Here is a 23,599-nt window from a genome sequence, read left to right on the forward strand (position 1 = left end):
ATTCCTCACGCATGCAAGCCGATCTCTTCGCCGCCGAAGCGCCCCGCGCGCCCGGCGAGCCTTCCCCCACCGCCAGCCTGCAGGCCCAGGCCGATGCCCTCCCCGCCGCCTGGCGCGCGCTGCTGGCGCCCTGCATCACCGTGCCGGCATGGCAGGAGCTGGCCGCCTTTGTCGATGGCGAACGCGCCGCCGGCAAGCCAGTGTTTCCGCACCACGTCTTCCACGCGCTGCACCTGACGCCGCCGGATGCGGTCAAGGTCGTGATCCTGGGCCAGGATCCATATCACGGCACCGGCACGGTCGGCGGCGTGGAACTGCCGCAGGCGCACGGCCTGGCCTTTTCGGTACCGGAAGGCATCAAGGTGCCGCCCAGCCTGCGCAACATCTTCAAGGAGATCGCCGCCGAGTTCGGCACGGATGGCACCTTGCCGCGCATCTCGGGCAACCTGGAAGGCTGGGCACGCCAGGGCGTGCTGCTGCTGAACACCGTGCTGACGGTCGAGCAGGGCCAGGCCGCCAGCCACGCGCGGCGCGGCTGGGAGGCGGTCACCGACTGCCTGATCCACGCACTGGCAGCGAGCCGCCCGAACCTGGTGTTCATGCTGTGGGGCAGCCACGCCCAGGCCAAGAAGCCGCTGCTGGGCGATGGCCATCGCGTGCTCGAAGCGCCGCATCCATCGCCGCTGTCGGCGCATCGCGGCTTCCTCGGCTGCGGCCACTTCCGCGAAGCCAACCGCTGGCTGGAAACGCACGGCCGCGCGCCGGTCGACTGGACTGCCGCCTGATCGACTAGATAGTAGGCCGGAACTCGAACCCCGCGAACTCCCCTTCCCCGCGCCCGACCTCGACAAACGTCACTTGCGCCGCAGGCGGGCCCGTTTCCATCCACGCCTGCAGCGCTTCGAGCTGCTTGACCGTGCCGTGCGCCATCACCTCGACGGTGCCGTCGACCCGGTTGCGCACCCAGCCGCCCAGCCCGAGTTCGTCCGCCGCGTCGGCGCAGGCGGCGCGATAGCCCACGCCCTGCACACGCCCATGCGCGACCAGGCGCCAGGTTGCCTTCTTCATGGCCGTTTCCCCGTAAGCGCACGCCAGGCGTGCGCGTTCTGTCGTCGACACCAAGTAAACTAGACCGCCATGCCGGGCGTTACAAAGGGATGCGCGCCGCCCGGCGTGATCAGCGTGGAGCCGGCGGCATGCGGGCTTTGCCGTTGTCCGCCGGGGCCGCGAACCAGGAGCAGGCCACAAGCCTTCGCCCTTCCAGGTCGACACAGCTCGACACAGCTCGACACAGCTCGACACAGCTCGACACAGCTCGAGAAGCGCCATGATGCCACCCGCCAACCGCCGCGCGGAACAACCCGCTCCTGGCTTCGACAGCCAGCTGCTGCGCGCGCCGCCCAACCGCTTCGACCTGGCGCTGCTGCCGATCATCCTGGCCGTGATCGTGATGATCGCGTTCGCCGCGCAGCAGATGAATGCCCCGTTCCACCCCGACCAGCAGCTGGCGGTGCACCTGGACGTGGCCTACCTGCCCTACTACCTGATGCGCACCAGCATCCGCATGCTGGCGGCGCTGGCGGCGTCACTGCTGTTCTCGCTGGCGTTCGCGGCGCTGGCGTCCAAGAGCCGCACCGCCGAGAAGGTGCTGGTGCCGGCCCTGGATATCTTGCAGTCGATCCCGGTGCTGGGCTTCCTGTCGATCACGGTGACGGGCTTTATCGCGCTCTTCCCCGGCAATATCGCCGGCGTGGAATGCGCGGCGATCTTCGCCATCTTCACCTCGCAGGCGTGGAACATGGCGTTCAGCCTGTACCAGTCGTTCCGCACCATCCCGGGCGACCTGCTGGAGGCCGCGGCCATGTTCCGGCTCTCGCCATGGCAGCGCTTCTGGCGGCTGGAAGTGCCGTTCGCGATGCCGGGACTGCTGTGGAACATGATGATGTCGATGTCGGGCGGCTGGTTCTTCGTGGTCGCGTCCGAGGCGATCTCGGTGTCGGGACACGATATCCGCCTGCCGGGCATCGGCTCCTACATCGCGCTGGCGATCCAGCAGCAGGACCTGGCCGCGATTGGCTGGGCAATCCTGGCCATGCTGGTCGGCATCCTGCTGTACGACCAGCTGCTGTTCCGCCCGCTGGTGGCATGGGCCGACCGCTTCCGCTTCGAGACGCTGGCGCAGGACAAGCTGCCGCAGTCGTGGCTGCTGGACCTGCTGCGGCGCTCGGCGTGGGTCGGCGCGCTGCTGGCGCATGCGGCGGCGCTGGCCTCGCGCACGCTGGCCTGGGGCGCGCAGCGGCGCTCGCCAGTCGCTGCGCGGCCTGCCGACCCGCGCCGCGCGCAGTGGCTCGGCCGCGCGCGTGACGCGGTGATCGTGCTGGTGGCGCTGGCGGCGCTGGTGCGCATCGGCTACTTCGTGCATAGCGAAGTGGGCTGGGCCGAGGTCGGTCACGTGCTGTGGCTCGGCACCATCACCATGGTGCGCGTGGTGCTGCTGATCGCGCTGGCGGCGCTGGTATGGGTGCCGATCGGCATCCGCATCGGCCTGAACCCCGACCTGGCACGTGTCGCGCAGCCGGTGGCGCAGTTCCTGGCGGCGTTCCCGGCCAACCTGATGTTCCCGCTGGCGGTGATGCTGATCGCTCGTTTCGGCCTGAACCCGGAGATCTGGCTGAGCCCGCTGCTGGTGTTCGGCACGCAGTGGTACATCCTCTTCAACGTGGTGGCGGGCGCTTCGGGCATCCCCACCGAGCTGAAGCTGGCGGCGCGCAACTTCGGCTTGCGCGGCTGGCTGCTGTGGAAGCGCTTCCTGGTCCCGGCGGTGTTCCCCAGCCTGCTGACCGGGCTGGTGACGGCCGCCGGCGGTTCTTGGAATGCCAGCATCGTGTCCGAGTACGTGACCTGGGGCGACCGCACCATCGTCGCCACCGGGCTCGGCAGCTATATCGCCGAGACCACCGCGCGCGGCGACTTCCCGCGCATCGCGCTGGGCATCGGCGTGATGGCGTTGTTCGTGGTCGGCTTCAACCGGCTGCTGTGGAACCGACTGTACCAACTCGCGCAAGAGCGCACCCGCCTGTAAGGCAACGATGGCAGAAAACACCCAACCCACCACCGCGGCCGCCGTGATCGAGTTGCGCGGCGTCGGCAAAATCTTCCGCACTGCCAGCCAGAGCGACCGCGCCGTGCTAGAAGGCGTCGACCTGACGCTGCGCGAGGGCGAGATCGTCGCCATGCTGGGCAAGTCCGGCTCGGGCAAGTCGACGCTGCTGCGCATCATGGCCGGGCTGGCCGGCGCCGACCGGGGCGAGGTGCGCTTCCGCGGCGAGCGCCTCGCGGGCACCGCCAAAGGCATCGCCATGGTGTTCCAGTCATTCGCGCTGTTCCCGTGGCTGACGGTGCAGCAGAACGTCGAACTGGGCCTCGAAGCGCAAGGCGTGCCCAGGGCCGAGCGCGAGCGCCGCGCCGAGGCCGCGATCGACATGATCGGGCTGGCCGGCTTCAACAGCGCGCTGCCGCGCGAGCTGTCCGGCGGCATGCGCCAGCGCGTGGGCATTGCGCGCGCGCTGGTGACCGAGCCCGACCTGCTGCTGATGGACGAAGCCTTCTCGGCGCTGGATGTGCTGACCGGCGAGACGCTGCGCGACGAGATGCTGGCGCTGTGGGAAAGTGGCCGCGCCAATATCCGCAGCATCCTGATCGTGTCGCACAATATCGAAGAGGCGGTGATGATGGCCGACCGCATCGTGATCCTGTCGAGCGATCCCGGCCGCATTCGCGCCGAGGTTCCGGTCACGCTGCCGCGCCCGCGCAACCGCGACAGCGCGCAGGTGCGCTCGCTGGTCGACGAGATCTACGCCCTGATGACCGCGCCGGCTGCCGAGACGCGGCTGCCCGCGCAGGCCCCCGCGCGCCAGATCGGCTACCGCTTGCCGGACGCCGATATCAGCCAGATGGAAGCCATCCTCGACCTGCTGTGCGAGGCGCCCTTCAACTGCCGCGCCGACCTGCCCCATCTGGCCGACGAAGCCGGCCTGACCGACGATGAGCTGCTGCCCGCGTGCGAGGCGCTGCAGCTGGTACGGCTGGTGTCGATCGAGGCCGGAGACATCACGGCCACCGAAGCGGGCCGCACTTACTATGCCTCGGGGCCGCAGCAGCGCAAGGCGATCTTCGGCCGGCAACTGCTCGCCAACGTCGCGCTGGCCGCGCATATCCGGCGCGAGCTGGTGGCGAGCGAGGCGGGCGAGATCGGCGAGGAACAGGTGCTGAACGCACTGGAGCAGTTCCTGAAGCCGGCCGAAGCCGAGCGCGTGCTGAGCGTGGCGATTGGCTGGGGGCGGTACGGGGAGATCTTCGGGTACAGCTATAACAGCGGGATGCTGACGTTGCCGGAGGATGAGATGCCGGTGGGGCACGGGGCTTGAGCATGCCGCCGGTTTGCACACCACGCCAGTGGGAGAGGGGCCGGGGGTGAGGGCGGGCGGTACCACGAAGTGAACGCCAGCCTGCTGCAAGCGCCTGCCCTCACCCCCTGCCCCTCTCCCGCAAGCGGGAGAGGGGAGCAAACCCGCGGAAGCTACCTGCGCTAAGTGCTCTACGACCGCGCCCGCATCGCGCGGCCAATCGCCCCCGTACGCAGTGCGATCTTCGCCGCGTCCTCGCGCAGCGCGCGCAGCCGGCGCTCCAGCACCGCATTGGCGGGACGACCCGTGGAGCTGGACGTCGGCCCGGCCTGTTCGCTCGACTCGCCCGCCGCGGCGGCCTGCACCAGCGTATCGGTGCGGCGCTTGTCCGCCGAGTCCGCCAGCCGCGCGCGGCGCTCGGCCGCCGCATCCTCCGCGGCTTCGACAGCGGCGGCGGCGTCGCCCATCGCCGGCCCCGCGGCTACCGCCAGCGGTACCTGTACTTCGGCCACGACCGGCGCGCGTTCGCGGCGGATAAAGCCCGCCCCGCGCCCGCCGCCACGCTCGTCGGCATGCAACCGCTCGCTGGCCAGCTGCAGGCTGCTGCGCGCCGCTTCGGTAGCCTGCTCGATCGCCGCCTCGGCAGCGGGAATATCCAACTCAGCATAGTGCTGCCGCACCTGGATCCGCGCCGCCGCCACGTGCGCCGCCACCAGGTAGTTCTGCACGATAAAGCGGTTCAGGTTGTCGACCGCGCGATGCCGGCTCTTGGGCTCGTCCAGCATGCGCTGGAACGAAGAGATCAGCGCCGACAGGTTGTCCATGAACTGCTTGCGCTGCACGCGGTAGGCAAAGTCGTCCTTGGCCCGGCGCAGCAGCAGGTCGCGCGTGGCGGCGATATAGCGGCGGTTGGCCTGCAGCACGTTCTCCACCAGCTTGGGGATGGCGCGGTATTCCCAGCTCGGCAGCACGAAGCTGAACAGCGAGGCGATGATGCCGCCGATCACCGTATCGACCAGTCGCTCTCCCGCCACCGTCGGGCTGCCCGGCATCAGCAGGTTGATCTGGATGAGCACCTGGATGCAGGCCGCGATGGCGGTATAGCGGTACTTGATGGTCACGAACGCTGCGCTGGCCACCAGCGACAGGAACAGCACGCCCAGCAGTATCAGCGGCTCGTCCACCACCTTCAGGATCCCCACTGCCACCACGCAGCCGATCAGCGTGCCGATCACGCGGTCGTTGTAGCGCTGCTTGGTCATGCTGAAGTTGGGCTTCAGGATGACGATGATGGTCAGCAGGATCCAGTAGCTGTGCGACACGTAGGGCAGGTGGTTGGTGATCCACAGCCCCAGCGCCACCGCCATCGACATGCGCAGGGCAAAGCGGAACGCCGGCGAGCGCCAGTGCAGGTTGTCGCGCAGCACGCCCAGTTCGTACTTCTGGCGCGTCAGGAACGGCGTCATGTCGCTGCCCGGCAGCACCTTGGCCGGTTCCACCGGCGTGCGCGAGGCCTCGTGCAGCTGGCCGATCAGCGTGACCGCGCCGCGGATCATGTCCAGCGTCTCGGCCAGCGCGGTCATCGCCGCCGGGTTGATATGGTGGTGGCGCAGCTGCGCGATCTCGGCCTCGACCGCGCGCAGGCCCTCGCGGTATTCCACGATGCCGTACGAGCCGCGGCCGCGCGTGACCTCGTAGGCGATCTCTTCCACGTCCTTGCACATCAGCACCACCAGCCCGCGCAGGTGGTCCAGCACCGGCGTGCCGCCGAAGGTCTGGCGCAGCAGCGGATAGTCGGTGTTGGTCGACAGCACGTACTCGTACAGGTCGAGCATGCGCAGGTGCACCTGCACCAGCAGCCCGTCGTGCGGCGTGCGGTTGCCGCGCAGCACCAGGTCGCGCGCGGCCTGCTGGCGCTCGGCCACCACGATCTGCTGGCGCACCAGCTGGTTGAACCGGGCCTCGTAGTTGTTGCCGGCATCGTAGAAGCCGGCCTTGATCTCGAGGTAGCCGGCCAGCTCGTACAACGACTCGGCCAGCACCTGCTGCCTGGTGCGGCGCTCGGTCAGCCAGCTCACCAGCATCGCGTAGCCGAGGTAGGCCACCGCGCCGGCGCTGAAGTGCGCCGCATGCACCAGCGCGCGCTCGACCACGAAATCCTCGTTGATCGTGAGCGTCATCACGAACAGCGCCGCGAATTGCAGCGGCAAGGTCTTGTTGCCGTACACCGTCATCATGGCGGCGAGGAACGTCACCAGCACCAGCACGAACGGCATCACGCGCGGGAACGGCGTGGTCAGCGCCACCACCAGTGTCACGGCGCTGCACAGCAGCACGCTCGCCAGCATCTCGTTGAACTTGTGGCTCAGCGGGCTGGGCAGGTCCATCAGGCTGGTGCACAGCGCGCCCATCGACACCACCATCGCGGTGGGCAAGTCGGAGAACTGCAGCGCGATCAGCGTGGCGCCGATCACCCCGGTGGCCGAGCGCAGCCCCCGGTACACGTAGTGCGAATACAGGAAGGTGCGGGGGTCGTGCGCGTATTGCATGCGGCGAAGCGGCGGGGGCCAGGTTGTGGGGATTGCAGCGCTACGTCACTGGCCCAGCCAGCGCGAGCGCGCCGCATGCCGGCCGTCCGCCAGCTTGACCTTGAACTGCGCCGCGGGCTCGCGCGCCAGCGTCACGGGCAGCACCTGCAGCTCGTCGCGGCGGAAGGCGTGCAGGTCGACGCGGTCGCCGGTGCGGTAGCGTCCCAGCAGCTTGTCGATCTGGCCCGGCGCCACGCGCAGGCCGTCGATGGCCACCAGCAGGTCGCCGGCCGACAGGCCCGCGGCCTGCGCCGCGCCGCCGTCCAGCACCTGCGTGACGCGTACCCAGCCGTCGTCGGTCTTGACCTTGATGCCCAGCGCCGCGGTGCGCGACGGCTTCTGTGCCTCGGCCTTGACGCCGATGTCCTTGAACAGCGCCGCCAGCGGCAGCTCGCCCGTGCCTTCGGTCAGCGAGCGCAGCAGCCCGCCCAGCTTCAGGCCGGTCACTTCGTCGAACAGCGCATAGACTTCCGGCTCGGTCACGCCACGCTGCATCGCGCCGGGCGCATAGAAGCCGCGCCCGTAGCGGCGCCACAGCGCGCGCATGACATCATCGAGCGAGCGCCGTCCGCGCGACCTGGCGCGGATGGTCAGGTCCAGCGCCAGCGCCACCAGCGATCCCTTGGTGTAGTAGCTGACGATGGCGTTGGGCGCGTTCTCGTCCTGGCGGTAGTACTTGGTCCAGGCGTCGAACGAGCTTTCGGCCACGCTCTGCTTGGTGCGGCCGTTGCCGCGCAGCACGCCGTTCCAGGTCTTGCCCAGCATCTCGACGTACTGGGCCTCGGTCACGCAGCCCGAGCGCACCAGCAGCAGATCGTCGTAGTAGCTGGTGAAGCCCTCGAACAGCCACAGCAGCGGCGTGTAGGTTTCCTCGGCCAGCCGGTACGGCACGAACGCGGCGGGCTTGATGCGCTTGACGTTCCAGGTGTGGAAATACTCGTGGCTGCACAGGCCCAGGAAAGTGCGATAGCCCTCGCTAGTGTCGCTGTTGTCGCTCATGCCGCGCACCGGCAGGTCATTGCGCGCGCACATCAGCGCGGTGCTGGCGCGGTGCTCGAGGCCGCCGTAGCCGTCGGTGGTGACCATCGTCATGAAGACGTAGCGGCGGTTGCTGTCCAGGAACGGTGCCTCGGCGCTGCGGGGTTCGAACAGGCGGATCTGGGTTTCGCAGATGCGCTTGAGGTCGCGGCACACGCGCTCGAGGTCGAGGTTGGGCACGCGGCCGGTGAAGACCACGTCGTGCTGCGCGCCGCAGGCGCGGAAGCTGGCGAGCTGGAAATTGCCCATCTCCACCGGGTGGTCAACCAGTTCGTCGTAGTCCGCGACCTGGTAGCGGCCGAAGCCGTAGCGCTTCGCGCCGTCGCGGCCCAGTGCTTCCGGCATTGCGGTGGCGACGCGCCAGCCGCGGTAAGCCTCGCCTTCGGGAGCGTGGATATCGACGGTGCATGGCCGCTCGGCCTGGCCTTCGACGCACAGGAACACCGAGCTGCCATTGAAGAAGCCATGGGTGGCGTCCAGGTGCGCGGCGCGCACCGACAGGTCCCAGGCATAGATTTCGTAGCTCAGCGTCAGCGGGCCGTCCGACAGGCCCACCGGCGCGGCCTGCCAGCTCTGCTTGTCGAGCTTGGTCAGCGAGACTTCGCGGCCGCCGGCATCGGCGCGGATGCGCACGATATGGCGGGCGAAGTCGCGGATCATGTAACTGCCCGGGATCCACGCGGGCAGCGTGAAGCGCTGGCCGGCGGGATCGGGCTCGCTCACCGTGACGGTGACGGCAAAGAGGTGCGCCTCAGGCGCAAGCGGGGCGATGGCGTAGCGGATCGGCGTCATGGCAGGATTGTAACGTCGGCGCACTGCTGGCCTCGCCGACGCTCATGAAGCAGCCGGTCGCTCCTCAGGAGCGATTGACGTCGACGACCACGCGGCCGCGCATGCCGCCCTCCACGATCCTGCGGCCGGCGTCGATCGCCTCGGCCAGCCCGATCTCGCGCGTGATCGCGTTCAGGCGATCCGGCTCCAGGTCGCTCGCCAGCCGCTGCCACGCGCGCTCGCGCAGCGGCATGGCAGCCATCACGCTGTCGATGCCGTGCAGCGTCACGCCGCGCAGGATGAACGGCGCCACCGATGCCGGGAAGTCCATGCCCTGCGCCAGCCCGCATGCCGTCACCACGCCGCCGTAGCGCACCTGCGCGCAGGCATTGACCAGCGTGTGCGAGCCGACCGAATCCACCACCGCGGCCCAGCGTTCCTTTTGCAGCGGCTTGCCGGGCACGCCAAGCTCGGTGCGGTCGATGACATCGGCGGCGCCCAGGGCCTTCAGGAAGTCCGCTTCATTGGTCTTGCCTGTCGACGCCACCACCTTGTAGCCCAGCTTGCTCAGCACCGCGATCGCGACCGAGCCCACGCCGCCCGAGGCGCCGGTCACCAGCACCTCGCCATCGCCGGGCCGCACCGGGCCATTGACGCCGCCGCGCTCCAGCGCCAGCACCGACAGCATCGCGGTGTAGCCGGCGGTGCCGATCGCCATGGCCTGGCGCGTGGTGAAGGCATCGGGCAGGCGCACCAGCCAGTCGCCCTTCAGCCGCGCGCGCTGCGCCAGGCAGCCCCAGTGGGTCTCGCCCACTCCGTAGCCGTTCAGCACCACCTTGTCGCCGGCCTGCCAGCGCGGGCTGGACGATTGCAGCACCGTGCCGGCCCCGTCGATGCCCGCCACCATCGGCCACTTGCGCACCACCGGCGAGCGGCCCGTGATCGCCAGGCCGTCCTTGAAGTTGATGGTGGAGTAGTCCACGGCAACCAGCACGTCGCCTTCAGGTGGCAACTGCGCCTCGTCCAGCGTAGCGAGATTGGCCTGGGTGGCGCCGTCGGCCTGGGTCAGCAGCAATGCCTGGAACGTCATGGTGTCTCCTTGCCGCCTGGCGGCGGTCGCCTGGGAATGAGGGGAAAGCGGAAAGCAGAACGGCCGGACAAGTCCGGCCGCTGATCGAGCCGGGTCAGGTCCGGCGCGCGCTTATTTCTTGATGCTGGCGAGCTTCTTCTCCAGCGTGGCCACGTCGGCCGCGCCCGGGATGCGGGTGCCGTCCATGAAGAACACCGCCGGCGTGCCGGTGACATTCATGCTCTGGCCCAGCGCCAGGTTCTCCTGCAGCGGCGTCTGGCAACTGCCATTGCCGGTCAGCGCCACATGCTTGAGCATCCAGTCGCGCCAGGCCTTGGTGCGGTCGGCTGCGCACCAGACCTGCTTGGCCTTGGTCTCGGAGTCCGGCGACAGCACCGGGTACAGGAAGGTGTACACGGTGATGTTGTCCATCTGCTGGAAGGTCTGCTCGATGCGCTTGCAGTAGCCGCAGTTGGGGTCGGAGAACACCGCGATCTGCCGGCTGCCATCGCCCTTGGTCCACTTGATCGCGCGCGCCAGCGGCAGGTCCGACCACTTGATGCGGTTGATCTCGGCCATCCGCTCCTCGGTCAGATTGGTGCCGGTGCGGGTGTCGATCATCTCGCCGTTGAGGATGTAGCGGCCGGTGCTGTCGGTATAGACCACCTGCCCGCCGATATTGGCTTCGAACAGCCCGGGCACCGGGGTCTTGCTGACGCTTTTCACCTCGGCACGGCCGCCCAGCACCTTCTGCAGCGACTCCCTGATGCGGTCGGTGCCGGGTTCGCCCGCTGCCATGGCATGCATGGCAAAGCCCGCCGCGGCCAGGCCGCCCACGACGGCGGTGACGGCAGCGCTGCGGACAGGGTGGTGGCGCAGGAATTGAAACATGTGGACTCCAGGGGTATTCGGTGATCGTTCGGGGAGCGGTGGCATCAGCCGAGCGCGTGCCCGATCAGGAAACGCTTGAGCAGCGACTGGCCGCCCACCGCACGCATGCCGGTGTTGCGCACCACCCTCGCCACGCCGCCGGGCAGTGAAAACAGCCGGTGCAGCCCGTCGGTGGCCGCGGTCAGCGACAGCAGGTCGGTGGCGCGCGCGCGCTCGTAGCGGCGCAGCAGGCGCAGGTCGCCCTCGCTGCGGAAAGGTTCTTTGTCGGCCATCACGCGGCCAAGTTCCGCGACATCGCGCAGGCCCAGGTTCATGCCCTGCCCCGCCAGCGGGTGCACCACGTGGGCGGCGTCGCCGACCAGCGCCACGTGCGGCTGCACGAACTGGTCGGCGCGCTGCAGCACCAGCGGGAAGCCCTGCGCCGAGGTCACGCAGCGCAGCGTGCCGAACTGGCTGCCGACCGCCCCGGCGGCGCCCTGCATCACGGTGGCGGCAAGCGCCTCGGGCGACAGTGCGAGCAGGTCGCGCGCGTGCGCTTCGTCTGCCGACCAGACCATCGAGACGTGGTTGCCGGGCAGCGGCAGCATCGCCAGCACCTCGCCGTTGGCGGGCTCTTCGTCTGCCATCAGCTTTTCCGGCGCGCCCAGGAACCACTGCCAGGCAGTCTCGTGATGCGGACGCTCGCAGGCAAAGTTGGCGACCACGCCAAGCTGGCGGTACTTGCGCGTGCTGACGCCGATATGGCACTGCTGGCGCAGCCACGAGCGCGCCCCGTCGGCGCCGATTGCCAGCGCCGTGCGCAGCCTCGTGCCGTTGTCCAGCGTCAGGGTAATACCCTCCGGATCGCGCTCGCACACGCTGGCGGTGCCATCGTGCCAGTTGACCTGGTGCTGGAAGCCGAGCGCGGTGTCGAGCGCGCGCTCGACGTGGCTGGATTCGATGATCCACGCCAGTTGCGGCACCGCGGCGGCGTAGGCGGAGAAATGCAGGTCGCCGTCCAGGCTGGGCGAGGTTTCGGCGGCGCTGACGTCGCCAAAGACACGCATGTCACGCACCGGCTGGATGCGCGTCGGATCCAGCGCCTCCCACACACGCATCCGCTCCAGGAGCGCCTGCGAGCTAGAGGAGAACGCATAAATACGGCTGTCCCAGTCCTCCGGCCCTGCCGGCGCGCGGCTGGCGCCGCGGGGCGGCTTCGGCGCCACCAGCGCCACGTCCATGCCCTGCTGGGCCAGCAACAAGGCACAGGACTTGCCGACGATGCCGCCGCCGACGACGGCCACCTGGAAAGTGGAGGAGTTGCGCGCAGCGGTGCGCGCGGACGCGTGGGATCGGGTCATGGCTGGATTATAGCCACGTCACTCCGGAGCCCTTTGGCCGGGATGGGCCGGCGTTCCTTATTTCTTCAGGTCATAAGGCTTATGACAAAACAGTTGGTGCATGGCTCCGAGTTCGGAAACGCTCAGCCTATATTGAAACGAAATGTTTCTGACCGGGGACGAACCACCTGAAGGGAGGTGGAGCAATGTTTAAGAAGGCGCTTTGGCTTGCCGCGGCTAGCATCGCGGTTGCAGGGGGATCGGCATTTGGAGGCACGACTGGCCCGCGGGACGTTTATACCGACGGCGCCAAGGTTTCCAAGTTCGATGTGTATTCGGATGGAGCACGGTCAATCGACCGGCGGGATGTATTCCTGGATGGTGCAAGGGCAATCGACAGGCGCGACATGTTTACGGACGGCGCCAGGACCACGGATATGCGGGACCAGTTCACGGACGGCGCATGAACGTCGTGGATCTCGATTGAGCGGAAGCGGCGCTCACGCAACGGCCAGGATGACTTCCTGGCCGTCTTGTTTTTGTATGCGGTGCAAATCGCCCCCGGCTCGCAACCCGCAGTCCCGATAGGGTTACAATTGCCGTTTTTCGTGGCAGACCCCGTACAGCCGTCGAGCGGCGCTCGATGTGATGTGTTTGCCTCGTCCGATGCAGTCCCGCCACTGGCCCCGCCAGACGCCTGTCGCCAGGCCCGCCCGTCGCCGGACCGCATCCCGCAACCCTTGATTTCTAAGACAAGACCATGAGCCTCAAATGCGGCATCGTCGGCCTGCCCAACGTCGGCAAGTCCACGCTGTTCAATGCCCTGACCAAGGCCGGCATCGCCGCCGAAAACTATCCGTTCTGCACGATCGAGCCCAACGTGGGCGTGGTCGAAGTGCCGGACCCGAGGCTCGGCAACCTGGCCGAGATCGTCAAGCCTGAGCGCATCCTGCCCGCCACGGTCGAGTTCGTCGACATCGCCGGACTGGTCGCGGGCGCATCGAAGGGCGAAGGCCTGGGCAACCAGTTCCTGGCCAATATCCGCGAAACCGACGCCATCACCCACGTGGTGCGCTGCTTCGAGGACGATAACGTGATCCACGTGGCCGGCAAGGTCGACCCGCTGTCCGACATCGAGGTCATCAACACCGAGCTGGCGCTGGCCGACCTGGCCACCGTGGAAAAGGCCCTGGCCCGCTACGTCAAGCCGGCCCGCGCCGGCGACAAGGAAGCCCAGCGCCTGGTCGCCGTGCTGGAAAAGGCGCAAGCCGTGCTCGACCAGGCCAAGGCCGTGCGCACCCTCGACCTGGCCCCGGAAGAATGGGACGCCATCCGCCCGTTCTGCCTGATCACCGCCAAGCCGACCATGTACGTCGCCAACGTGCGTGAAGACGGCTTCGAGAATAACCCGCACCTGGACGCCGTGCGCGAGTACGCCAAGCAGACCGATTCCCCGGTGGTCGCCGTCTGCGCCGCCATCGAAGCCGAGATCGCAGACCTGGACGACGCCGACAAGGCCGAATTCCTGGCCGACCTGGGCATGGAAGAACCGGGCCTGGACCGCGTGATCCGCGCCGGCTTCAAGCTGCTGGGCCTGCAGACCTACTTCACCGCCGGCGTGAAGGAAGTGCGCGCCTGGACCATCCATGTCGGCGACACCGCGCCCAAGGCGGCCGGTGTGATTCATACCGATTTCGAACGCGGCTTTATCCGTGCGCAGACCATTTCCTACGACGACTACATCGCGTTCAAGGGCGAGAACGGCGCCAAGGAAGCCGGCAAGATGCGCGCGGAAGGCAAGGAATACGTAGTGAAGGATGGGGATGTGATGAACTTCCTGTTCAACGTCTGAGCCTGCCCCGCCGACAAAAAACCCGCGATCTCGCGGGTTTTTTTCTTTCTGCAGCAGGGGAACCGCTTGCCCCTTCACAACCTTTCCAATTCCTTCCCCCGCAGCCCCACCAGCAGCGCCTGGCCGTCCGCCCCCACGCGGAATTCCCCATACATGGCCTGGGCGAAGCGCTCACCCTGCCCCTCCTGGAAGAAATACGCATCGGTTGACACCTGCACCTGCGCGCCGCCCCAGCGCGACCGCGCCGCTTGGAAGCGCAGCAGCTGCTCGCCCGCGCCCAGCGGCCCGCCATCATGCAGCCGCACGAAGCTGGCAACGCCCCGCGTGTCGCGCCGGATCACGGCCACGCCGTCGCGCGGCGGGCGCTCCGCCGGCCCCTGCGCCGTGCGGATCTGGTTGCCGATGTCGAAGTTCAGTGCCATGTAGTCGCCCTGCATCAGCGAGCGCGGATCGACCGGCGCGAGCCGCAGCAAGACGGTGTCGCCGCGCGCCAGCAGCGTTTCCTTGCCGGCGATGCCGGCGGCGGCCAGCACCAGCGTCAGTGCCCAGGCGATCACGATCCAGCGCTTCATGCGAACTCCTTGCCGGTGCGGCCGCGCAGCAGCCAGTAACGGCCGGCCAGCAACAGCGCGCCCGCCGCGGCCAGCGTGACGGACTTGGCCAGCAGGGTCCAGTGCAGCGCGCTGTAGTACCAGACAAAGCCGATGGCAATGGCGGCGATGCCCAGCCCCATCCAGGCCATGGAAGCCCGGCGCAGGGCCAGCGCCAGCGCCAGCGCGCCGGCCACCACGGCAGGCGCCGCGGCCATCAGCGCGCCAAAGGCGAGCGTGCCGGCGAGCACTGCCGCCTGCATGGCGGAGCCGACGGCCAGCCGGCGGCATTCGGCCAGGGCGAAGCCAGCCAGCACCAGCGTCAGCAGGGCGCCACCGATCCAGTGCGCGAACGACAGGCGGCCCGCCTCCGGTTCGAACAGCCATGCCATCGGATGGCTCATCCCGGTCACCACCAGCGCCATGGCGAGCGCGGCCAGCAGTGTGGCATCGGCGAGCGGCTCCAGCAGTGCATGCCGCCCCGCCGCGCACGCGCGCGCTTCGGCCAGCGTGAAGCCGGCCACCAGAGCGCAGCCCAGCGGCGCCAGCCAGCCGAGCGACCACGTCAGCGCCAGCCAGTCATCGGTTGCCCCGCGAGGCAGGCCGAAATGCACTGCGCCCGCCAACCCGATCCAGACGCCAAGGCCGGACAACAGCCGGTGCAACCGGTTGGGCACCAGCACCACAAGCGCGCCTTCGAACAGCGCAATGCCGGCCCAGAATCCGGCGGTCTCGGCCACGCGCTTAAAGCCGAGCGAGCCGAGCGCCTCGACCAGCCCATACACCGCCATCCCCTGCCCGCACAGGCTGACCGCCAGCGCGAACTGGCTCGCCGCGATGCCGCCGCCACGCCAGTACAACAACGCGGCCAGCGCAATCATGGCCAGTCCGGTCACGGCCATGGCGACGCCGTTCTCGCGCGCGGCCACGAACACCGTCCCGACCAGGAACATCTGGAAGAACAAGGCCCCAAGCCAGCCGGCCGCGCCCATCAGGCAGCGCACCGCCCACGGTGCGTGGCTGTGCTCCGGGCATTCGCCCTGCACCGCGCCGCGCGCGGCCAGCTCGCGCCAGAGCCGTTGTTCGGTCTGCAAGGTGGTGCTCATGCCTGCTCCAGCTGGGCGCGCAGTTGAGCACGCAGTTGAGCGCGATAAGCGCGCATCAGCCACGCCGCCGCGCCGGCGGCCAGGCCGATGGTGACCAGCCCGAGCAGCAGGAACGCGCCGAAGTCGCCCTTGCCCTCGAACAGCAGCTTGCCGAGGCCGGCCACCACCAGCACGATGCCCGTCAGGCAGGTCAGGCTCAGCACGACGATATCGAAGGCGCGTTGCCGGTACCACCATGTCAGCCCGGCCAGCACGCCCACCGCAATCGCGAACGACGCCGCATCGAAGCGGCTGTCGAACAGGCTGGCCAGTCCCAGCGAACCCGCCTGCACGCACGCCAGCGCCGCCAGCAAGCGGCTGCCGGTCTGTCCCCGGAAGCCCAGCCCGGGCGCGCGGGCGGCCAGCAGGTGCCACAGCGCCAGCTGCAGCAGCACCGCTCCCAGCAGAGCCAGGGTGGCGGTGCGCAGGTAGCGGCTGTCGAACAGCAGTGCGAACAGGCCATCCATGCCGAAACGGATGCTGAAGTAGCGCAGCAGCGCCACGTTGCCGACCACCAGCACCAGCCACCAGTGCGGCGCCGCGCGTGCCGCCAGTGCCCACGGCACCGCCAGCAGCGCCCACAGCGCGAACAGCTGCCAGGCATCGGCGCCGGTCTGGTAGGTCTGCCCGATCACGGCGAGCAGCACCCCGGCCAGCACCTGCGCGCCGCCCAGCGCGGCGCGGCCGGCGGCGTCGGCGGCAGGGCGCAGCCAGGCGAACGCGGCCACCACCGTGATGGCGGCGGCGAGCAAGCCGAATTTGGAGAACTTGTGCAGGTCTTGCCAGTTGAAGGCAAAGAAGACGATCACGCCGGCGCACAGCAGCGCGGTGCCCAGTGCCATCAGCGCCTGGTCGAGCCAGCGGCGCCAGTCGGCGGCGGCAGGCTCGGTGCTTGCCCAAGGGGCGGCGACCGCTTCGGCAGCCAGGCATCCGCGTGCGCGCCAGTCGGCCAGTGCCCGGCGGATGGCGCGCCGTTCGCCGTTTGCCACGGTGGAGGTGACTTGCATGCTCGCCCTTGCGTGCCCGGATGCGTGGCACTTTAGCAAAGCGGCGCCCGGGCCGCACCCGTCTTGCGGCGCGCCGGCGCTATGCCTGCCGCATGGGCGCCGGTATGCTCTGGCTTTTCGGCTTTCACTCTCTGCCTGCCCCATGACCCTGGGAATCCTTGCCGCTATCCACGATGAAGTCGACGGCCTGGTGGCCGCGATGCGCCATGACGACAGCCGCGCCACAGTGCACACCGTCGGCATGCGCGACTACTATGTCGGCAACCTTTACGGCCAGCCATGCGTGCTGGTGCTGGCGCGCATGGGCAAGGTGGCCGCCTCGGCGACCACGGTCACGCTGATCCGCGAGTTCGGCGCCACCCAGGTGGTCTTTACCGGGCTGGCGGGCGGCGTCGGCGCCGACACCAACGTCGGCGACATCGTCATCGCGGATCGGACGATTCAGCACGACCTCGACGCGCGCCCGTTCTTCGCCCGCCATGAAGTGCCGCTGCTGGATCGCGCCGAGTTCCCGGCCGACCCGGCGCTGACCGAGGAACTGGAAGGCGCGGCCGCCGATTTCCTGCGGCTCGACCTGGCCGTCGATGTGCCGCCCGAGGTGCTGGCCCGCTTCGGCGTGGCCACGCCGGCGCTGCACAAGGGCATGATCGCCAGCGGCGACCAGTTTATCGGCGCCCCGGCCTCGGTGGCGGAACTGCGCGACCGGCTGCCCGGGCTGCTGGCGGTGGAGATGGAAGGCGCCGCGGTGGCGCAGGTGTGCCATGAATACGGCGTCCCGTACGCGGTCATGCGCACGGTTTCGGACCGCGCCGACGATACCGCCCATGTGGACTTCGCGGCATTCCTGAAGGAAGTGGCCAGCCACTATTCCAACGGGGTACTGCGCCGGCTGCTGGCCGCCCGGGCCGAAGCGGATCCCGTGCGGACCTGACCAGGATCAAGCGGCCCGCAGATTTCCGGGCGCCACGTCAGCCCTGCCTTTACCGTCCGCGCGGCCGGACCGCGCCCCAGGCACCCACCAGGATGGCGGCGCCGGCGATCACCGCCAGCCAGCTGCTGAGTTGACCGTCGACGAACAGGTGCAGCGCGCGGCCGCCGTAGAATGCAGCCGCCGCTCCCGCCGCACCCAGCACCAGCGCGGCCGGCCGGGTCACGACGCGTCCTGCCGGATGCAGCCGGCGCGCCGCCAGTCCAACCAGCAAACCCACGATCAAGGTGCCCAGCATCCGCTTCTCCTGTGTAGCCTGAATCACAACCTCGACTGGCTGCGCCGTAACAATACTGCAAACCGGCGCGCCTGCGACGCATACTGGGTATGCGCCTGCAATCTGTGGTGCTGGCGGTATAATGGCAACCGATCCGGCCACGCTCCGGATCGCACCTGTCCCCAAGAAATGCAACTGCTCGCGATCGGCATCAACCACACGACGGCACCAGTCTCGCTGCGCGAGCGGGTGGCGTTTCCGCTCGAGCAGATCAAACCGGCACTGGGCGCGCTGCGCGAGCACCTGTCCGGCCGCAGCGGCACCGAAGCCGCCATCCTTTCCACCTGCAACCGCACCGAGATCTACTGCGCCACCGACGTCCTGAAGCCGGGGCAAGAGGGTTTCGAGCACACCCTGCGGTGGCTGTCGCAGCACCACAACGTGCCGGCCGGCGAACTGGCCCCGCACCTGTACGCGCTGCCGCAGTCCGAGGCCGTGCGCCATGCCTTCCGCGTGGCCAGTGGGCTGGATTCGATGGTGCTGGGCGAAACCCAGATCCTGGGCCAGCTCAAGGATGCCGTGCGCACCGCCGGCGAGGCCGGCTCGCTGGGGACATACCTGAACCAGCTGTTCCAGCGCACCTTCGCGGTAGCCAAGGAAGTGCGCGGCCAGACCGAGATCGGCGCGCATTCCGTGTCGATGGCCGCGGCCGCGGTGCGGCTGGCGCAACGGATTTTTGAAAGCGTCTCGACCCAGCGCGTGCTCTTTATCGGCGCGGGCGAGATGATCGAGCTGTGCGCGACGCACTTTGCCGCGCAGCAGCCGCGCCAGATCGTGGTGGCCAACCGCACCGTCGAGCGCGGCGAGAAACTGGCCGAGCAGCTGTCCGGCCAGGGCCTGACCGCGCAGGCGATCCGCCTGACCGACCTGGGCGAGCGGCTGCATGAATTCGACATCGTGGTGTCGTGCACCGCCAGCTCGCTGCCGATCATCGGCCTGGGCGCGGTGGAGCGCGCGGTCAAGCGCCGCAAGCACCGCCCGATCATGATGGTCGACCTCGCTGTGCCGCGCGACGTGGAACCGGAAGTCGCGCGCCTGGACGACGTCTTCCTGTACACCGTCGACGACCTTGGCGCGATCGTGCGCGAAGGCAACGCGCTGCGCCAGGCCGCGGTCGCGCAGGCCGAAGCCATTATCGAAAGCCGCGTGCAGAACTTCATGCACTGGCTGGAAACGCGCAGCGTGGTGCCGGTCATCCGCGAGCTGCAGACCAGCGGCGAGGCCATCCGCCAGGCCGAGCTGGAGCGCGCGCGCCGCATGCTGGCCCGCGGCGACGATCCCGAGGCGGTGCTTGAAGCACTGTCCGGCGCACTGACCCGCAAGTTCCTGCACGGCCCGACCCACGCGCTGAACCACACCCAGGGCGAAGACCGCGAGGCGCTGCTGCGCCTGGTGCCGGGCCTGTTCCGCCACAGCAGCCACTCCGAGCGCTAGCCGCGCTCCCGTCTTGCCGCGCGCCGACCGCGCCGGCACGCCGCCGCCGCAATCCCGGCAGCCCCGGCCCACCGGCCTCCCCCAATTCCCCCGCATCCCGATGAAAGCCAGCATGCTTGCCAAGCTCGACCAACTGGCCGAGCGACTCGATGAAGTCAACGCCCTGCTCGCGCGCGAAGACGCGACTGCCAACATCGACCAGTACCGCAAGCTCAGCCGCGAGCATGCCGAACTGTCGCCGGTGGCCGAGCAGTACGGGCAATACCGCCAGGCGCAGGACGACCTGGGCACCGCGCAGGCGCTGCTGGACGACCCCGAGATGAAGGACTTCGCCGCCGACGAGATCGCCAGCGCGCGCGAGCGGCTGGAGGCGCTGGAACATAGCCTGCAGCGCCTGCTGCTGCCCAAGGATCCCAATGACGACCGCAACCTGCTGCTGGAAATCCGCGCCGGCACCGGCGGCGAGGAAAGCGCGCTGTTCGCCGCCGATCTGCTGCGGATGTACACACGCTACGCCGAGCGCCAGCGCTGGCAGGTCGAGATCATGAGCGAATCCGAATCCGACCTGGGTGGTTTCAAGGAAGTCATCGTGCGGATCGCCGGCGATGCCGCATTTTCGAAGCTGAAGTTCGAATCCGGCGGCCATCGCGTGCAGCGCGTGCCCGCCACCGAGGCGCAGGGGCGCATCCACACTTCCGCCTGCACGGTGGCGGTGATGCCCGAAGCCGACGAGGTCGGCGAGGTCGAGATCAACCCGGCCGACCTGCGCATCGACACATTCCGCGCGTCGGGCGCCGGCGGCCAGCACGTGAACAAGACGGATTCGGCCGTGCGCCTGACCCACCTGCCGACTGGCATCGTGGTCGAGTGCCAGGACGACCGGTCGCAGCACCGCAACAAGGACAAGGCGATGAAGGTGCTGGCCGCGCGCATCAAGGACATGCACGCCCGCGCCGCCCAGGCGAAGGAAGCCAGCACGCGGCGCAACCTGATCGGCTCGGGCGACCGCAGCGACCGCATCCGCACCTACAACTTCCCGCAGGGCCGCGTGACCGACCACCGCATCAACCTGACGCTCTACAAGATCGACATGATCATGGACGGCGACATGGACGAGCTGCTGTCGTCGCTGGCTGCGGAGCACCAGGCGGACCAACTGGCGGCACTCGGCGAAGGCGCAGCTTAAGCGGCTCAAGCGGCTTAAGCTGCGCTCAAGCCCGCTTTTTGCGCGAACTGCGCGTAACGTCCCACAAGACTTTGTATTTCTTGTAAATGCTTGAAACAGCACTGGTAGGGGTAAACGCGCTGTCTATAATCGATTTCGACCGGCAAACGGAGAATGGTGCCGGGTGAGTCTCTCCCAAAAACTTCCCAGGACGAAATCATGAAAAAACTGCTCGCGCTGTTGATGATCACCGCGGCCATGGCCGCTTGCAGCAAGAAGGAAGAAGCTCCCGCAGCTTCCAGCGCTGACAGCGCCATGCAGAGGGCCGCCGAATCCGCCAAGGCTGCCGCCAGCGACGCCGCGGCAGCAGCCAACAGCGCTGCCGACGCCGCCAAGGCTGCCGCCAGCGATGCCGCTTCGAGCGCGTCGGTCGCCGCCGAGAAGGCCAAGGAAGAAGCCGGCAACGCCATGGAAAATGCCAAGCAGGCAGCCAAGGACGCCGTCAATGCCGGCGCCGACAAGGCCAAGGACACCGTCAATAAGTAATCGTCCCGGCGGGGGCTTTCTGCCGCCCGCCTCCGATGGGCGGTACACTTGCCGAAACGCCGGAAGTCCCGCCTCAAAGCCCCGCTAGGCCCTGCGCCGGTGGGGTTTTTTGTGGCCGGCAACAGAACCGTCCCTACCAGATGTCTTCCCCCAACACTGCCGCGCTGCCGGCCACGCCGACGCTGCGTGAAGCCCAGACCCTCGCTGCCATGGTGGGCCTGCCCACGCTGGAAGCGCGCATGCTCCTGACGCACGTGACCGGACTCACCCGCACGCAACTGATCACGCGCGATACCGACACGCTCACACTGCCCCAGCGCGATGCCTTTGCCACGCTGCTGGCGCGGCGGCTCGCTGGCGAGCCGATGGCATACCTGCTGGGCGAGCGCGAATTTTTTGGCCGCAAGTTCCGCGTCACGCCCGATGTGCTGATCCCGCGCCCCGACACCGAGATCGCCGCCGAAGCCTCGCTGGCCCGGCTGGCCGACGTGCCCCGCCCGCTGGTGCTGGACCTGGGCACCGGCTCGGGCATCCTGGCCGTGACGCTGGCGCGCGAACGCACCGATGCGCAGGTCTGGGCCACCGATATCTCGCCCGGCGCGCTGATGGTGGCGCAAGACAACGCCAGCGCCCTTGGCGCCGACCGTATCCACTTCCTGGTATCGGACTGGTACGCCGCGCTGCCGCCCGGACTGCGCTTCCACCTGGTCGTCAGCAACCCGCCTTATATCGCCGCGGGCGACCCGCACCTGGCAGAAGGAGACCTGCGCTTCGAGCCCATCGATGCGCTGACCGACCACCAGGATGGCCTGTCCGACCTGCGCACGATCGTCGACGGCGCGCCGCCGCGGCTGCTACCGGGCGGCTGGCTGCTGATGGAACACGGTTTCGACCAGGCGCAGGCAACGCGCGCGCTGCTGCAGGGGGCCGGCTTCACCGACGTCTTCACCGTGCGCGACCTGGCCGGCCAGGAGCGCTGCACCGGCGGACGCTGGTCCGGGGCGCAACCCTGAAGCAAGCCGGCGATTCCGGTAAAATCGCCAGCAGATTCCCGCCACGTGGCTTGCCGCGCGGCATCCCTTGTCCCTTTCCCCCAGGCGGCGCCCCGACGGCGGCGCCATCCAACTGAAAAGCAGACCATGAGCGACGTGCAGCAAAAGATCGACCAGATCGTCAAGGGCAACCCGGTAGTCCTGTTCATGAAGGGCACCGCGCAGTTCCCGATGTGCGGCTTCTCGGGCCGCGCCATCCAGATCCTGAAGGCCTGCGGCGTCGACGCGCCGACCACGGTCAACGTGCTGGACGACGACAGCATCCGCCAGGGCATCAAGGAATACGCCAGCTGGCCGACCATCCCGCAGCTCTACGTGAACGGCGAGTTCATCGGCGGCTCGGACATCATGATGGAGATGTACCAGAACGGCGAACTGCAAACCCTGCTGAAGGGCTGAGTCCGCCATGCCCGCGGGTGCTGCCCCGCCCCCTTCGGCGGGGACCGTACCACCGCGGCGGCTGATCGTCGCGATCACGGGCGCCACCGGCGCCATCTACGGCGTGCGCCTGCTGCAGGTGCTGCGCGCGGCCCCCGCGGTGGAAACCCACGTGCTGATTTCTCCGGCCGGCGTGATGAACCTGCAGCATGAGCTGGACATCGGCCGTGCCGAGGTGGAAGCGCTGGCCAGTGTCGTGCACAACGTGCGCGACATCGGCGCCACTATTGCCAGCGGCTCGTTCCGCGCCCATGCGATGGTGGTGGCGCCCTGCTCCATGCGCACGCTGGCCGCGATCGCGCATGGCCTGTCCGATAACCTGATCACGCGCGCCGCCGACGTCACGCTGAAGGAGCGGCGCAAGCTGGTCCTGATGGTGCGGGAAACGCCGCTGAACCTTGCGCACCTGCGCAACATGACGGCGGTGACGGAAATGGGCGGGATCGTGTTCCCGCCTGTGCCGGGCTTCTACCAGAAGCCGCAAAGCATTGCGGAGCTGGTCGACCATACGGTCGGCCGGGTGCTGGACCTGGTCGACCTGCCCGAGATCGGCCAGACGCTCACGCCCAGCTGGGGCGGGCTCAACGCCCGGCCCGGTGACGCGGCTGGCGGCAACTGAACGCTGTTGCCGGGCTCCCCGCCGTTGCTTCAATCCTGCCTACCTTGCCGCAACCTCCGGCAATCGCGGCCTTTCCGTTGAATTACCAGCGACGATAGCCACGCCCGTAGTAGCCGTAGCCGCCGTAGTAGTACGGCCGCGGCGCGACCACGACCGGCGCGGGGGCTACATAGACCGGCGCGGGACCCACGGCGGGGCCGGCGGGGGTGGGATAGACGGCGCAGCCGCCCAGCAGGGTGACCGAGGCCGCGGCGGCAGCCAGTCCAATCGTCAGCAGTTTCATGGTGTTTTCCTAGGGGACCTCAGGGCCGGGAACGGGCATGTGCCTGCCCTGCTGACGTTATACGGGCAGCTGGCGAAATATGGCGTCAAAAGCGTGTAAGGCTTGTTACCGTTCCCTACGG

At 68.6% G+C, this 23,599-nt stretch carries 22 protein-coding genes; 11 read left to right on the plus strand and 11 right to left on the minus strand.

Annotated elements, in window-relative coordinates; genetic code table 11:
• Positions 1 to 11: 11 nt before the first annotated feature.
• Positions 12 to 785, plus strand: a complete 774-nt coding sequence (locus K309_RS0121425) for a uracil-DNA glycosylase (RefSeq protein WP_029048327.1) — start codon at positions 12 to 14, stop codon at positions 783 to 785.
• Positions 786 to 789: 4 nt separating this feature from the next.
• Here K309_RS0121425 and K309_RS0121430 read toward each other — a convergent pair whose 3' ends face one another.
• Positions 790 to 1,068: an acylphosphatase gene (locus tag K309_RS0121430; RefSeq protein WP_029048328.1), complete on the minus strand. Its 279-nt coding sequence runs from the start codon at positions 1,066 to 1,068 to the stop codon at positions 790 to 792.
• 259 nt (positions 1,069 to 1,327) lie between these two features.
• Here K309_RS0121430 and K309_RS0121435 point away from each other — a divergent pair, with 259 nt between their 5' ends.
• Positions 1,328 to 3,082, plus strand: a complete 1,755-nt coding sequence (locus K309_RS0121435; RefSeq protein ID WP_029048329.1) for an ABC transporter permease — start codon at positions 1,328 to 1,330, stop codon at positions 3,080 to 3,082.
• A 7-nt stretch (positions 3,083 to 3,089) separates the two neighbouring features.
• Entirely contained in the window at positions 3,090 to 4,427 is a 1,338-nt protein-coding gene (locus K309_RS0121440) for an ABC transporter ATP-binding protein (RefSeq protein WP_029048330.1), read from the plus strand.
• Between the two features lie 170 nt (positions 4,428 to 4,597).
• Here K309_RS0121440 and K309_RS0121445 read toward each other — a convergent pair whose 3' ends face one another.
• The 5 genes from K309_RS0121445 to K309_RS0121465 all read right to left on the minus strand — a co-directional run bounded on the left by K309_RS0121445 (position 4,598) and on the right by K309_RS0121465 (position 12,103).
• Complete coding sequence (locus K309_RS0121445) at positions 4,598 to 6,955, minus strand: FUSC family protein (protein WP_029048331.1); 2,358 nt, start codon at positions 6,953 to 6,955, stop codon at positions 4,598 to 4,600.
• A 45-nt stretch (positions 6,956 to 7,000) separates the two neighbouring features.
• On the minus strand, positions 7,001 to 8,824 hold the full coding sequence (locus K309_RS0121450) for a M61 family metallopeptidase (RefSeq protein WP_029048332.1): 1,824 nt from the start codon (positions 8,822 to 8,824) through the stop codon (positions 7,001 to 7,003).
• A gap of 64 nt (positions 8,825 to 8,888) precedes the next feature.
• The gene (gene acuI, locus K309_RS0121455) at positions 8,889 to 9,893 is read right to left on the minus strand and encodes an acrylyl-CoA reductase (NADPH) (RefSeq protein ID WP_029048333.1); all 1,005 of its coding nucleotides are present in this window, start codon (positions 9,891 to 9,893) and stop codon (positions 8,889 to 8,891) included.
• A 111-nt stretch (positions 9,894 to 10,004) separates the two neighbouring features.
• A complete protein-coding gene (locus tag K309_RS0121460; RefSeq protein ID WP_029048334.1) occupies positions 10,005 to 10,763 on the minus strand; it encodes a DsbC family protein in 759 nt (252 codons plus the stop codon).
• Positions 10,764 to 10,807: 44 nt separating this feature from the next.
• A complete protein-coding gene (locus K309_RS0121465) occupies positions 10,808 to 12,103 on the minus strand; it encodes a UbiH/UbiF family hydroxylase (protein ID WP_029048335.1) in 1,296 nt (431 codons plus the stop codon).
• Between the two features lie 739 nt (positions 12,104 to 12,842).
• Here K309_RS0121465 and ychF point away from each other — a divergent pair.
• Complete coding sequence (gene ychF, locus K309_RS0121475; RefSeq protein ID WP_029048337.1) at positions 12,843 to 13,934, plus strand: redox-regulated ATPase YchF; 1,092 nt, start codon at positions 12,843 to 12,845, stop codon at positions 13,932 to 13,934.
• Positions 13,935 to 14,008: 74 nt separating this feature from the next.
• Here the strand turns inward: ychF and K309_RS0121480 are convergent, their stop codons facing one another.
• The 3 genes from K309_RS0121480 to K309_RS0121490 are packed head-to-tail and all read right to left on the minus strand — an operon-like array spanning position 14,009 to position 16,676.
• Positions 14,009 to 14,506 (minus strand): GDYXXLXY domain-containing protein, encoded by a 498-nt coding sequence (locus K309_RS0121480; protein WP_029048338.1) that lies wholly within the window; start codon positions 14,504 to 14,506, stop codon positions 14,009 to 14,011.
• Entirely contained in the window at positions 14,503 to 15,630 is a 1,128-nt protein-coding gene (locus tag K309_RS0121485; protein ID WP_029048339.1) for a DUF4401 domain-containing protein, read from the minus strand. Before K309_RS0121485 ends, K309_RS0121480 begins: the two co-directional genes overlap by 4 nt.
• Positions 15,627 to 16,676 carry a DUF2157 domain-containing protein gene (locus K309_RS0121490; RefSeq protein ID WP_029048340.1) on the minus strand — a complete coding sequence of 350 codons (1,050 nt, stop codon included), beginning with the start codon at positions 16,674 to 16,676 and terminating at the stop codon, positions 15,627 to 15,629. The genes K309_RS0121485 and K309_RS0121490 overlap by 4 nt, the downstream gene beginning before the upstream one ends.
• Before the next feature lie 142 nt (positions 16,677 to 16,818).
• On the opposite strand from K309_RS0121490, the gene K309_RS0121495 reads away from it, so the two are divergent.
• Positions 16,819 to 17,607 carry a 5'-methylthioadenosine/adenosylhomocysteine nucleosidase gene (locus tag K309_RS0121495; RefSeq protein ID WP_029048341.1) on the plus strand — a complete coding sequence of 263 codons (789 nt, stop codon included), beginning with the start codon at positions 16,819 to 16,821 and terminating at the stop codon, positions 17,605 to 17,607.
• 49 nt (positions 17,608 to 17,656) lie between these two features.
• On the opposite strand, the gene K309_RS0121500 is transcribed toward K309_RS0121495, so the two are convergent.
• Complete coding sequence (locus tag K309_RS0121500; protein WP_029048342.1) at positions 17,657 to 17,902, minus strand: hypothetical protein; 246 nt, start codon at positions 17,900 to 17,902, stop codon at positions 17,657 to 17,659.
• Positions 17,903 to 18,070: 168 nt separating this feature from the next.
• On the opposite strand from K309_RS0121500, the gene hemA reads away from it, so the two are divergent.
• From hemA to K309_RS0121530, 6 genes are all read left to right on the plus strand, one after another.
• Positions 18,071 to 19,375, plus strand: a complete 1,305-nt coding sequence (hemA, locus tag K309_RS0121505) for a glutamyl-tRNA reductase (protein WP_029048343.1) — start codon at positions 18,071 to 18,073, stop codon at positions 19,373 to 19,375.
• 100 nt (positions 19,376 to 19,475) lie between these two features.
• Entirely contained in the window at positions 19,476 to 20,561 is a 1,086-nt protein-coding gene (gene prfA, locus K309_RS0121510) for a peptide chain release factor 1 (RefSeq protein ID WP_029048344.1), read from the plus strand.
• Between the two features lie 198 nt (positions 20,562 to 20,759).
• Positions 20,760 to 21,086: a hypothetical protein gene (locus K309_RS0121515; protein WP_029048345.1), complete on the plus strand. Its 327-nt coding sequence runs from the start codon at positions 20,760 to 20,762 to the stop codon at positions 21,084 to 21,086.
• Between the two features lie 140 nt (positions 21,087 to 21,226).
• Entirely contained in the window at positions 21,227 to 22,099 is an 873-nt protein-coding gene (prmC, locus tag K309_RS0121520; protein ID WP_029048346.1) for a peptide chain release factor N(5)-glutamine methyltransferase, read from the plus strand.
• 126 nt (positions 22,100 to 22,225) lie between these two features.
• Positions 22,226 to 22,537 (plus strand): Grx4 family monothiol glutaredoxin, encoded by a 312-nt coding sequence (gene grxD / locus K309_RS0121525; RefSeq protein ID WP_029048347.1) that lies wholly within the window; start codon positions 22,226 to 22,228, stop codon positions 22,535 to 22,537.
• A gap of 7 nt (positions 22,538 to 22,544) precedes the next feature.
• The gene (locus K309_RS0121530; RefSeq protein WP_051320546.1) at positions 22,545 to 23,195 is read left to right on the plus strand and encodes a UbiX family flavin prenyltransferase; all 651 of its coding nucleotides are present in this window, start codon (positions 22,545 to 22,547) and stop codon (positions 23,193 to 23,195) included.
• Positions 23,196 to 23,277: 82 nt separating this feature from the next.
• Here K309_RS0121530 and K309_RS0121535 read toward each other — a convergent pair whose 3' ends face one another.
• Positions 23,278 to 23,472 (minus strand): hypothetical protein, encoded by a 195-nt coding sequence (locus tag K309_RS0121535; protein ID WP_029048349.1) that lies wholly within the window; start codon positions 23,470 to 23,472, stop codon positions 23,278 to 23,280.
• Positions 23,473 to 23,599 lie beyond the last annotated feature (127 nt).

It is taken from the genome of Cupriavidus phytohabitans, from assembly GCF_000426345.1.
GTDB lineage: Bacteria > Pseudomonadota > Gammaproteobacteria > Burkholderiales > Burkholderiaceae > Cupriavidus.

Coding starts and splice junctions, on each gene's coding strand:
- K309_RS0121425 (WP_029048327.1), top strand. CDS start 12: ATGCAAGCCGATCTCTTCGCCGCCGAAGCGCCCCGCGCGCCCGGCGAG.
- K309_RS0121430 (WP_029048328.1), bottom strand. CDS start 1,068: ATGAAGAAGGCAACCTGGCGCCTGGTCGCGCATGGGCGTGTGCAGGGC.
- K309_RS0121435 (WP_029048329.1), top strand. CDS start 1,328: ATGATGCCACCCGCCAACCGCCGCGCGGAACAACCCGCTCCTGGCTTC.
- K309_RS0121440 (WP_029048330.1), top strand. CDS start 3,090: ATGGCAGAAAACACCCAACCCACCACCGCGGCCGCCGTGATCGAGTTG.
- K309_RS0121445 (WP_029048331.1), bottom strand. CDS start 6,955: ATGCAATACGCGCACGACCCCCGCACCTTCCTGTATTCGCACTACGTG.
- K309_RS0121450 (WP_029048332.1), bottom strand. CDS start 8,824: ATGACGCCGATCCGCTACGCCATCGCCCCGCTTGCGCCTGAGGCGCAC.
- acuI (WP_029048333.1), bottom strand. CDS start 9,893: ATGACGTTCCAGGCATTGCTGCTGACCCAGGCCGACGGCGCCACCCAG.
- K309_RS0121460 (WP_029048334.1), bottom strand. CDS start 10,763: ATGTTTCAATTCCTGCGCCACCACCCTGTCCGCAGCGCTGCCGTCACC.
- K309_RS0121465 (WP_029048335.1), bottom strand. CDS start 12,103: ATGACCCGATCCCACGCGTCCGCGCGCACCGCTGCGCGCAACTCCTCC.
- ychF (WP_029048337.1), top strand. CDS start 12,843: ATGAGCCTCAAATGCGGCATCGTCGGCCTGCCCAACGTCGGCAAGTCC.
- K309_RS0121480 (WP_029048338.1), bottom strand. CDS start 14,506: ATGAAGCGCTGGATCGTGATCGCCTGGGCACTGACGCTGGTGCTGGCC.
- K309_RS0121485 (WP_029048339.1), bottom strand. CDS start 15,630: ATGAGCACCACCTTGCAGACCGAACAACGGCTCTGGCGCGAGCTGGCC.
- K309_RS0121490 (WP_029048340.1), bottom strand. CDS start 16,676: ATGCAAGTCACCTCCACCGTGGCAAACGGCGAACGGCGCGCCATCCGC.
- K309_RS0121495 (WP_029048341.1), top strand. CDS start 16,819: ATGACCCTGGGAATCCTTGCCGCTATCCACGATGAAGTCGACGGCCTG.
- K309_RS0121500 (WP_029048342.1), bottom strand. CDS start 17,902: ATGCTGGGCACCTTGATCGTGGGTTTGCTGGTTGGACTGGCGGCGCGC.
- hemA (WP_029048343.1), top strand. CDS start 18,071: ATGCAACTGCTCGCGATCGGCATCAACCACACGACGGCACCAGTCTCG.
- prfA (WP_029048344.1), top strand. CDS start 19,476: ATGAAAGCCAGCATGCTTGCCAAGCTCGACCAACTGGCCGAGCGACTC.
- K309_RS0121515 (WP_029048345.1), top strand. CDS start 20,760: ATGAAAAAACTGCTCGCGCTGTTGATGATCACCGCGGCCATGGCCGCT.
- prmC (WP_029048346.1), top strand. CDS start 21,227: ATGTCTTCCCCCAACACTGCCGCGCTGCCGGCCACGCCGACGCTGCGT.
- grxD (WP_029048347.1), top strand. CDS start 22,226: ATGAGCGACGTGCAGCAAAAGATCGACCAGATCGTCAAGGGCAACCCG.
- K309_RS0121530 (WP_051320546.1), top strand. CDS start 22,545: ATGCCCGCGGGTGCTGCCCCGCCCCCTTCGGCGGGGACCGTACCACCG.